This window comes from Roseitalea sp. (genome assembly GCF_984466335.1).
Genome location: NZ_CFIFWG010000141.1, coordinates 1 through 8307 on the forward strand (window position 1 = coordinate 1; position 8307 = coordinate 8307).

Consider the following 8307-nt stretch of genomic DNA (forward strand, 5'->3'; position numbering starts at 1 on the left):
AGCTCCGCTCTACCCTTTTGCTTTGTCGCTTGTCTTATCGGCTCTGGTGATTCCACCTTCGCCGGACGCGCTCTAGCCCGCCTTGCGAAGCCGGGCGGATGCGTCAGGGTCGGGAGCGACCTCCGGCCCATCGATCACGATCAGCACGTCCCGAAAGCCGCCCGCGGCCAGATCGCTGGCGGCGCCGACGGTGTTCTCGTCGGTCAACGTATCGACAGACAGCACGATCTCGCAGTCGGAGCTGACCAGCCTGTCGAGCCCGGCCGCATCGGCGACGCCGCAATCGACGAGGACGATGTCATAGGCCGCGCCCAGACCTTCGAGGATGATCGGCAGCCGCTCGATGCCCGAAAGCGCGCGGTCGGAGCCGGCCTGCCCCAAGGGCACGATATGGGCGCCGGACCCGATATCGCCGAAGATGACCTCGGAATAGGACGCCTCCGCCGCCAGCAGATCGGTGATGCCGGGATCGGCCGTATCGGCTCCCATGAGCCCGCCGGCCTGCCCCGCGCCCGACAGGTCGAGCACGATCACGCGCAGGCCCTTGCGGTCGAGCAGGCGCGCGATCTCGACCGCGCTGTGCGCGCCGGTGCCGCCGGGCGGCGCCACGAAAAGCGCGCGACCGGCGCCCCGCTGGATCAGCTTGGCGGCGACCGCCGCAATGGAGTGATTGTCGTTGGCCGGGCCGCCATCGGCCGCCACCTCCCCCGAATCGGCGGGCCTTGCCTCCTGCGTCGGCGGCCAAAGACGCCACTGTCGCCCGGCATCGGCGCGCGGTGCCGTCTCGCCGGACACGCTGGGGGCGGATCGGGACCGATCGGCCGCAGGGGCCGCGTTCGCCACCGCCTCGGCCGCCGGACGCCGGCCCGATGTCGGAGCGGGAACGAGCGCGCGGCGCGAGAACAGTTCGCGCATCAAGGTGACGATGATCATAAACACAAGCGAGGCGACGAACGTGGCGCTCATCAGCGGCGCCGTTCGCGGAAAGGACGGCGCGATCGGCACGGTCGCGCTCGATATGAGCCGCGCCTTGGCCGGCGCATATTCGCCCTGATCGCGCGACTGGGCCTCGCGGAACCGGACGAGAAAGGTTTCCAGCAGCGCCCGCTTGGAGGTCGCCTCGCGTTCCAGCGCGCGCAGTTCGACCTCGCTGTCATTGGCCCGGGCGGACGCCGCCTTCAGCGTGTTCAGATCGGCGTTCAGCTCGGTCTCGCGGCCGCGCGCGATCTCGGCTTCGTTGCGCAGTCCGGCCAGCACGTTGCGGGCCTGCGACCGGATCTGCGCGTCAAGCCCGTCAATCTGCGATTGCAGCGCCTGCATGCGCGGATGGCCGGACAGCAGCGTGGTCGACAGATCGGCGAGTTGGGCGCGCAGATTGGCCTGCTGCTCGGTCAGCCGGGCGATCACCGGCGAGGCGATCACGTCGGGCACGGTTTCGACCGCCGCCCCGTCGCGCAGCGCCGTCTCGACGCTGCGCACGCGCGCCTCGACCGACGAACGCTCGGCGCGCACGCGCGACAGTTCGGTGGACAGTTCGGCCAGCTGCTGGGTGGCGAGCACGGCGTTGTTCTGGCCAAGGAGCAGGCCGTTGTCGGCGCGAAAGACGGCCGCGGCCGCCTCGGCGGTGCGCACCTCGCCCTGCAACCGGCCGATCTCGCCTTCCAGATACCGCGCGGCGGCGCCGGTGTTCAGAAGCTGGGCCTGGCTTTCGAGCGCCACATAGGCGGCGGCGAGCGCGTTGGGCACGCGCGCCGCCAACTCGCGATCCGACGAGCGGAATTCGATCACGATCACCCGGGAATTGTTGACCGGAAAGACGGTCAGGCGCCCGCGCAGCGCATCGAGCACCTGCTTTTCCTCGGAGGCGGCGGAGGGATCGGCCGCAAGCCCGAGCATGATCAGCCCGCGCCGGAACGTGGTAAGGTTGGCATCGGCGTTGAACTCGCCACGCGAGGCAAGGTCCAACTCACCGGCCACCCGCAACAGCAGATCGGTCGAGGTGATGATCTCGACCTGGCTCGCCACCGCCTCCTGGTCGAGCCGCGTCTGGTCGGCCAGAGGGTCGCGCTCGGGCCGGGTGAAGACGGATTCGCCCGCATCGATCAGCACGCGCGCGTCGGAACGGTACTGCGGGGTCGCCAGCATCAGAAGGAACGTGACGATCCCGGTCGCCGCAAGAGCACCGATCAGGATGATCCATCTGTCGCGCCAAAGGGCCGCAAACAGCCGACCGACATCGATGTCGGCATCGCGCGACTGGTAGGAGGTTGCGGCCATGATCGTCACTCCGGAAACACGGTACTGACCGTACATCGTAAATCGTTATGGTTTCCACGGCGTAAACCGCCCATTGAACTTTTGTTCACCTCCCTTGCCGAGTCCTTAAGCGCCCACACGGCCCGGTTGTCGGGGCGCAAGGCCGGCTTTACCGGTCATTAACCCTGACGGAGCGATAACCGGCACGATCCAGGGCGCCCCGCGCGCCTGCCGACCGATCCTAGGATGTGCCGATGGGTGTTCAGTTGCGCTCCTTTTCCACAAAGGCCATCGCCGTGGCGGCCCTTTGCGCCCTTGCGGCCTGCACGGGCTACCGCCCCGCCCCGCCAGCCTTTCACGAGGCCATCGGCCAGCCCTATACGCTCGATGCGGGCGATCGGCTGCGGGTGACCGTCTTCGGCCAGGGCGACCTGACCAATGCCTACGCGGTCGACCAGTCCGGCTACATCTCGTTCCCGCTCGTGGGCGCCGTGCCGGCGCGCGGCCGCACGGTGCGGCAGGTGGAGCGCGAGATCGCCCAGAAGCTGCGCCAGGGCTTCCTGCGCGATCCCGACGTGTCGGTGCAGGTCGATCGCTACCGGCCCGTCTTCGTGATGGGCGAAGTGGGCTCGGCGGGACAATATTCCTACGTTCCGGGCATGACGGTGCAGACCGCGATCGCCTCGGCCGGCGGATTTTCCGCGCGCGCCAATCAGGCGAACGCCGACATCACCCGCCACATCAACGGCCGGGTCATGACCGGCCGGGTCCCGATTTCCGATCCGATCCTTCCGGGCGATACGATCTATGTGCGCGAACGGCTGTTCTGATCGGGCCGGGGCCATGTCATGGCACACGTCATGGCACGCGCGCGCCCGCTGAACATCGTCCATGTGCTGCGGGCGCCGATGGGCGGGGTCCTGCGCCATGTCCGCGACCTGGCGCGCGCCCAGGCCGACATGGGCCACCGTGTCGGGCTTGTGTGCGACGGGCCAGGCACGGCCGGCTACGACGAGGCGATGCTGGAAGCGCTGTCGCCTTGGCTCGCGCTGGGTCTGCATCGTGTGCCGATGGCCCGCCCGGTCGGCCCCCGCGACGTGATCGCAGCGCGCAACGTGCTGGGATGCTTGAAGAAGCTTGCGCCCGACATCGTACACGGGCATGGCGCCAAGGGCGGCGTCTATGCGCGGGTGGTCGGCGCGATGGCCAACCGCACCGCGCGGCCGGCGCGGCTCTATTCGCCCCATGGCGGCAGCCTGCACCATGACCCGGCGCGGCGCGGCGGCCGGCTTTACTTCGCCGTCGAGCGCCTGCTTGAGCGCTGGTGCGAAACGATCCTGTTCGTCGCCGAATACGAGGCCCGGACATACCGCGCCAAGATCGGCATCGCGCGCTGCCGGACCAAGGTCGTCCATAACGGCCTGCTGGACGCCGAGTTCGCGCCCGTCGCGCCGGCTCCCGGCGCCGCCGACTTCCTGTTCATCGGCGAGATGCGCCCGCTCAAGGGGCCGGACCTGTTCGTGGACGCGATCGCCGCGCTGCGGTCCGGCGGCCACCGGGGCGTTTCGGCCGTCATGGTCGGCGCGGGCCCCGGCCGCGAGGCGATCGCCGAACGGATCGCCCAGGCCGGCCTTGCCGGGACCATCGCCATGCACGATCCGATGCCGGCCCGGCGGGCGTTCGCGCTCGCCCGCACGGTGGTGATGCCCTCGCGCGCCGAGGCGATGCCCTACATCGTGCTCGAAGCGCTGGGAGCGGGCAGGCCGCTGATCGCGACGCGCGTGGGCGGTGTCGCCGAGATCATGGGCACGGACAGCGCCGCGCTGATCGAACCCGCCCTGCCCGCCCTGACCGATGCCATGGACCGCGCCCTGGGCGAGCCGGGCTGGCCGGGCGCGCAGATGCCGGCAACGGACAGCCTGCGCGCCCGGTTCAGCGCGACGGCGATGGCGACCTCGGTCCTTGCGGCCTATCGCGAGGCGCTTGCGCGCGTCCGGCCCGGCGCGGCGGTGCGGCCCAAAACGGCACGGCCCGCCGACCCGTCATCAAACGTTTCTTAAGCCGGCCTGGATAGCGTGCGGCGGCAAACGCCAACGGACGGAGCCATGAACGAGATCGATCCGCGCCTGCGTTACACGCCGGAGACGGTCAGGGCGTTCCGGACCGGCGACGAACTGGTCGTCAAGGAAGGCAAGCTCAACGCGCTTGCCACGCGGATCGCCGACGAATATCGCCGCGACACGATTTCGCCCTCCATGGTGTCGGGCCTGCTGCGCGCGGCCGAGTTCGCCTGCCTGGCGCTCATATCGGTGGCGATCATGCTCGGCTATGTCGGCGTGCCCTACAACATGCTGCTCGAATATCCGGCCGCGATCGTTCTGGGCTCGGCGCTGTTCGTGGTCTTCGCCGAGGTGGCGGACGCCTACCAGATCCGCGCGATCCGCAACTCGATGGCCTTCTTCCCGCGCGTGGCGCTGATGTGGACGGCCGCCTTTGCGGTGATGGCGCTGGTCGCCTTCTTCATGAAGGCCTCCGAGGACTATTCGCGCGTCTGGTTCGGCTCGTGGTTCCTGGGCGGGCTCGTCTTCCTGTTCGCAACCCGTCTTTTGATGAACTGGCGCGTGCGCAGATGGGCGCGCAACGGCACGATGGAACGGCGCGCGGTGATCGTCGGCGGCGGCAAGGCGGCCGAAAAGCTGATCCGCGCCATGGAGGCCCAAGCCGACAACGACGTGCGCATCTGCGGCATCTTCGACGACCGCGACGACGACCGTTCGCCGCCGATCGTGGCCGGCTATCCAAAGCTGGGCGATATCGAGGAACTGGTCACGTTCACCCGCCGCGCGCGCATCTCCATGCTGATCGTCGCACTGCCGCTGGACGCCGAAAAGCGCGTTCTGCACATGCTCAAGAAGCTTTGGGTCCTGCCGGTCGACATCCGCCTGTCGGCCCATTCCCACAAGCTCAGATTTCGCCCGCGCACCTATTCCTATATCGGAAAGGTGCCGATGTTCGACATTTTCGACCGGCCGATCCGCGACTGGGACCGGGTCGCCAAGCGCGGCTTCGATATCGTCTTCTCGCTGCTGGGCATCGTCGCGCTGTCGCCGGTCATGCTGGCGGCCGCGATCGCCGTGAGGCTGACCTCCAGGGGCCCGGTGATCTTCGTGCAGAAACGGCACGGCTTCAACAACGAGATCATCAACGTCTACAAGTTCCGCTCCATGTTCGTCGATCAGCAGGACGCGACGGCACGAAAAGCGGTGACGAAGGACGATCCGCGCGTGACGCCGGTCGGCCGCTTCATCCGCAAGACGTCGATCGACGAGCTGCCGCAGTTCTTCAACGCGCTCAAGGGCGAATTGTCGCTGATCGGCCCGCGTCCGCACGCCATCCAGGCGCAGACCCGCGACAAGCTCTACGGTGAGGTCGTGGACGGCTATTTCGCCCGCCACCGGGTCAAGCCGGGCGTTACCGGCTGGGCGCAGATCAATGGCTGGCGCGGCGAGGTGGACACCGACCAGAAAATCAAGAAGCGCACCGAATATGACCTTTTCTACATCGAGAACTGGTCGCTCCTGCTCGATCTGAAGATCCTGCTGCTGACGCCGATCCGGCTGCTGAACACGGAAAACGCCTATTGACCGCAACGACGCCCACCGTCTCGCCGGCCGCCGGGAGCCGGGCCTTGGGCGGCCTTGTGGGCGCCCTTGCGATCTGGCTGAGCGCCTTCCTGAGCGGCTTCGTCATCAACGAGCCGGCTCCTTACGAATTGTTCATGAGCGGGCTTGTCGCGATCTGGTTCCTATTCGGGCTGCGGCTGCCGGCCGAGATCATGCCGCTGACGGTGCTGCTCGTCCTGTTCAATGTGGGCGGCATCGTCTCGATGATGACGATGGCCGACTGGAGGGACGCGCCGATGTACCTGGCCGTCGGCTTCTTCCTGGCGTTCACGGCGATCTTCTTCGCCGCGGCGGTCGTCGGCGACCGGCGACGCCTCGACATGATCATGAACGGCTATCTGGCGGCCGCGGTGCTGACCGGCTCCCTGGGCGTCATCGGCTATTTCGGACTTGTGCCCGGCGCCGACATCTTCACCCGCCATGGTCGCGCCATGGGCGCCTTCCAGGATCCGAACGTTTTCGCGCCCTTCCTCGCCCTGCCCGCGATCTGGTGCCTGCACGGCGTGCTGACGCGGCCGTTCGGCGGCGCGATGTGGCGGCTGGCCCTCATGACCGTCCTGGTGTTCGCGATCTTCCTGTCCTTTTCGCGCGCCGGCTGGGGGCTGTTCATCGTCTGCGCGCTCGTTCTGACAGGCGTTCTGCTGATCGCCTCGCCGACGCCGGCGTTCAGGCTGCGCATCGTGGTGCTCGCGGTCGCGGCGGCCCTGGCGCTGGCCGCAGCGCTCGCCGTGGCGTTGCAGATCGATGCGGTGCGCGACATGCTGATCGAGCGCGCGCGCCTGTTCCAGACCTATGACGCCGGACAGGGCGGGCGCTTCGCCAACCAGCGGCTTGGCTTCTTCAAGGCGACCGAGCACCCGTTCGGCATCGGGCCTTTGGAGTTCGGGCGGCGTTTCGGCGCCGATACGCACAATATCTGGCTGAAGGCGCTGTTCGATTACTCATGGCTGGGGTTTGCATGCTATGTGACGCTCGTGTTCTGGACGCTGGGCGCGGGACTGAAAATTATGTTCCGCGACCGGCCCTGGCAGCCGGTCCTGATCTGCGCGCTGGTCGTCTTCTTCGGCCACATGCTGGTCGGCAACGTGATCGACACCGATCGCTGGCGTCACCTCTATCTGATCTTCGGGGTCATATGGGGGTGCATCGCGCTGGAGGCCAGGCACCAGAGGGACGGGACGGCCGCCGCGCGCGATGGCGTGCCGCAGAGCTTTGGCGCGGCATCGTCCAACGCCATTCCCTGAGGAGAGGCCGGTCCCGAGGAAAAGCCGGCCTTGGGAAAAGCCAGTCCTGGGAAAACTGGTCGGAGCGGCGGGATTCGAACCCACGACCCCTACACCCCCAGTGTAGTGCGCTACCGGGCTGCGCTACGCTCCGACCGTGGCACTCTCCTTATTGGTCAAGGGCCGGTCGCGCAAGCATGCAATTGGCCTTGCCGGGCCGGAAGCGCGCCTTGCCATGGCGTTCACCGCGCCTGGTCGAGCAACCGCTTGCATTCGAGAAGATCGAACAGTGCCTCTTGCAGGAGCGCGCGATTGTCGCGCGACAGGTCGGCGTCGGCATCGCCGCCGGCCGCCTCGCGGCCGCCAAGGCCGAACAGGCCGCGCGGACGTGGCCTGGCGTGACCGACCATCACGTCGGTGTCGACCGTCTCGTTCGGGGCCGCATCGACGCTCGCATCGGCGGGGGCGGGATCGGCATCGGTATCGGCACCCTCCTGCGCGCGCGCATCGGCGCTGCGGCGCGCCATCTGCTCAAGCGCCGACATGTCGCCCGCCCCGATCGCGATGGCGAACTGAACACCGTTCTCGCGCAGGATCTTCTGGGCGCCCTTGATCGTATAGCCTTCCTCGTAGAGCAGGTGGCGGATGCCCCGCAAAAGGTCGACATCCGAAGGCCGGTAGTAGCGACGGCCGCCGCCGCGCTTGAGCGGCCTTATCTGCGAGAAACGGGTTTCCCAGAAGCGCAGAACGTGCTGGGGCAGGTCAAGATCGTCGGCGACTTCGGAAATGGTGCGGAATGCGTCAGCGCTCTTTTCGGTCATCGTGGTCCCTTGTCCGAACGCCGCGCCAGGGGTGTTGCGCCACCACCGCTCATCGACGCCTGGTATGCCGCTCCCGGTAGCCATCGATGATGCGCTGCTTGAGCACGTTCGACGCCTTGAACGCGACGACCCGGCGCGGTGAGATCGGCACTTCCTCGCCCGTCTTCGGATTGCGGCCGATCCGCTCGGTCTTCGAGCGGACCTGGAAGGTGGCAAAAGACGACAGCTTGACAGTCTCGCCGCGCACGATCGCCTCGCAAATCTCGTTGATGATCGTTTCAACGAGCGCGGCCGACTCGGTGCGCGACAGCCCCACCTTGCGGT

7 protein-coding genes and 1 tRNA gene are annotated in these 8307 nt (G+C 67.8%); 4 read left to right on the forward strand and 4 right to left on the reverse strand.

Annotated features, from left to right (window positions below; all coding sequences use genetic code 11):
- Window positions 1-72: 72 nt before the first annotated feature.
- Window positions 73-2277, reverse strand: coding sequence for a Wzz/FepE/Etk N-terminal domain-containing protein (locus AC5E6L_RS12085; protein WP_491773583.1), 2205 nt, complete (start codon window positions 2275-2277; stop codon window positions 73-75).
- A 233-nt stretch (window positions 2278-2510) separates the two neighbouring features.
- Between AC5E6L_RS12085 and AC5E6L_RS12090 the strand changes: the two genes are divergently transcribed.
- From AC5E6L_RS12090 to AC5E6L_RS12105, 4 genes are read left to right on the forward strand one after another with little or no spacing between them, the layout of a single operon-like run.
- Window positions 2511-3086, forward strand: coding sequence for a polysaccharide biosynthesis/export family protein (locus AC5E6L_RS12090; RefSeq protein ID WP_491230412.1), 576 nt, complete (start codon window positions 2511-2513; stop codon window positions 3084-3086).
- 30 nt (window positions 3087-3116) lie between these two features.
- On the forward strand, window positions 3117-4316 hold the full coding sequence (locus AC5E6L_RS12095; RefSeq protein WP_491773585.1) for a glycosyltransferase family 4 protein: 1200 nt from the start codon (window positions 3117-3119) through the stop codon (window positions 4314-4316).
- Between the two features lie 45 nt (window positions 4317-4361).
- Window positions 4362-5900 carry an undecaprenyl-phosphate glucose phosphotransferase gene (locus AC5E6L_RS12100; protein WP_491773587.1) on the forward strand — a complete coding sequence of 513 codons (1539 nt, stop codon included), beginning with the start codon at window positions 4362-4364 and terminating at the stop codon, window positions 5898-5900.
- Window positions 5897-7183: an O-antigen ligase family protein gene (locus AC5E6L_RS12105; RefSeq protein ID WP_491228949.1), complete on the forward strand. Its 1287-nt coding sequence runs from the start codon at window positions 5897-5899 to the stop codon at window positions 7181-7183. The genes AC5E6L_RS12100 and AC5E6L_RS12105 overlap by 4 nt, the downstream gene beginning before the upstream one ends.
- 56 nt (window positions 7184-7239) lie before the next feature.
- Here AC5E6L_RS12105 and AC5E6L_RS12110 read toward each other — a convergent pair.
- The 3 genes from AC5E6L_RS12110 to AC5E6L_RS12120 form a co-directional block, all read right to left on the reverse strand.
- Window positions 7240-7316 (reverse strand) — tRNA-Pro (locus AC5E6L_RS12110).
- Window positions 7317-7404: 88 nt separating this feature from the next.
- The gene (locus AC5E6L_RS12115) at window positions 7405-7983 is read right to left on the reverse strand and encodes a MerR family transcriptional regulator (RefSeq protein WP_491228948.1); all 579 of its coding nucleotides are present in this window, start codon (window positions 7981-7983) and stop codon (window positions 7405-7407) included.
- Between the two features lie 49 nt (window positions 7984-8032).
- Window positions 8033-8307 (reverse strand): integration host factor subunit alpha (locus tag AC5E6L_RS12120; protein ID WP_491773590.1); only part of this gene is annotated, 275 nt, incomplete at its 5' end.

What these genes read in the sequence shown, in the direction of transcription:
- AC5E6L_RS12100 (WP_491773587.1), top strand. Translation starts at nt 4,362, where the DNA reads ATGAACGAGATCGATCCGCGCCTGCGTTACACGCCGGAGACGGTCAGG.
- AC5E6L_RS12115 (WP_491228948.1), bottom strand. Translation starts at nt 7,983, where the DNA reads ATGACCGAAAAGAGCGCTGACGCATTCCGCACCATTTCCGAAGTCGCC.
- AC5E6L_RS12085 (WP_491773583.1), bottom strand. Translation starts at nt 2,277, where the DNA reads ATGGCCGCAACCTCCTACCAGTCGCGCGATGCCGACATCGATGTCGGT.
- AC5E6L_RS12095 (WP_491773585.1), top strand. Translation starts at nt 3,117, where the DNA reads ATGGCACGCGCGCGCCCGCTGAACATCGTCCATGTGCTGCGGGCGCCG.
- AC5E6L_RS12090 (WP_491230412.1), top strand. Translation starts at nt 2,511, where the DNA reads ATGGGTGTTCAGTTGCGCTCCTTTTCCACAAAGGCCATCGCCGTGGCG.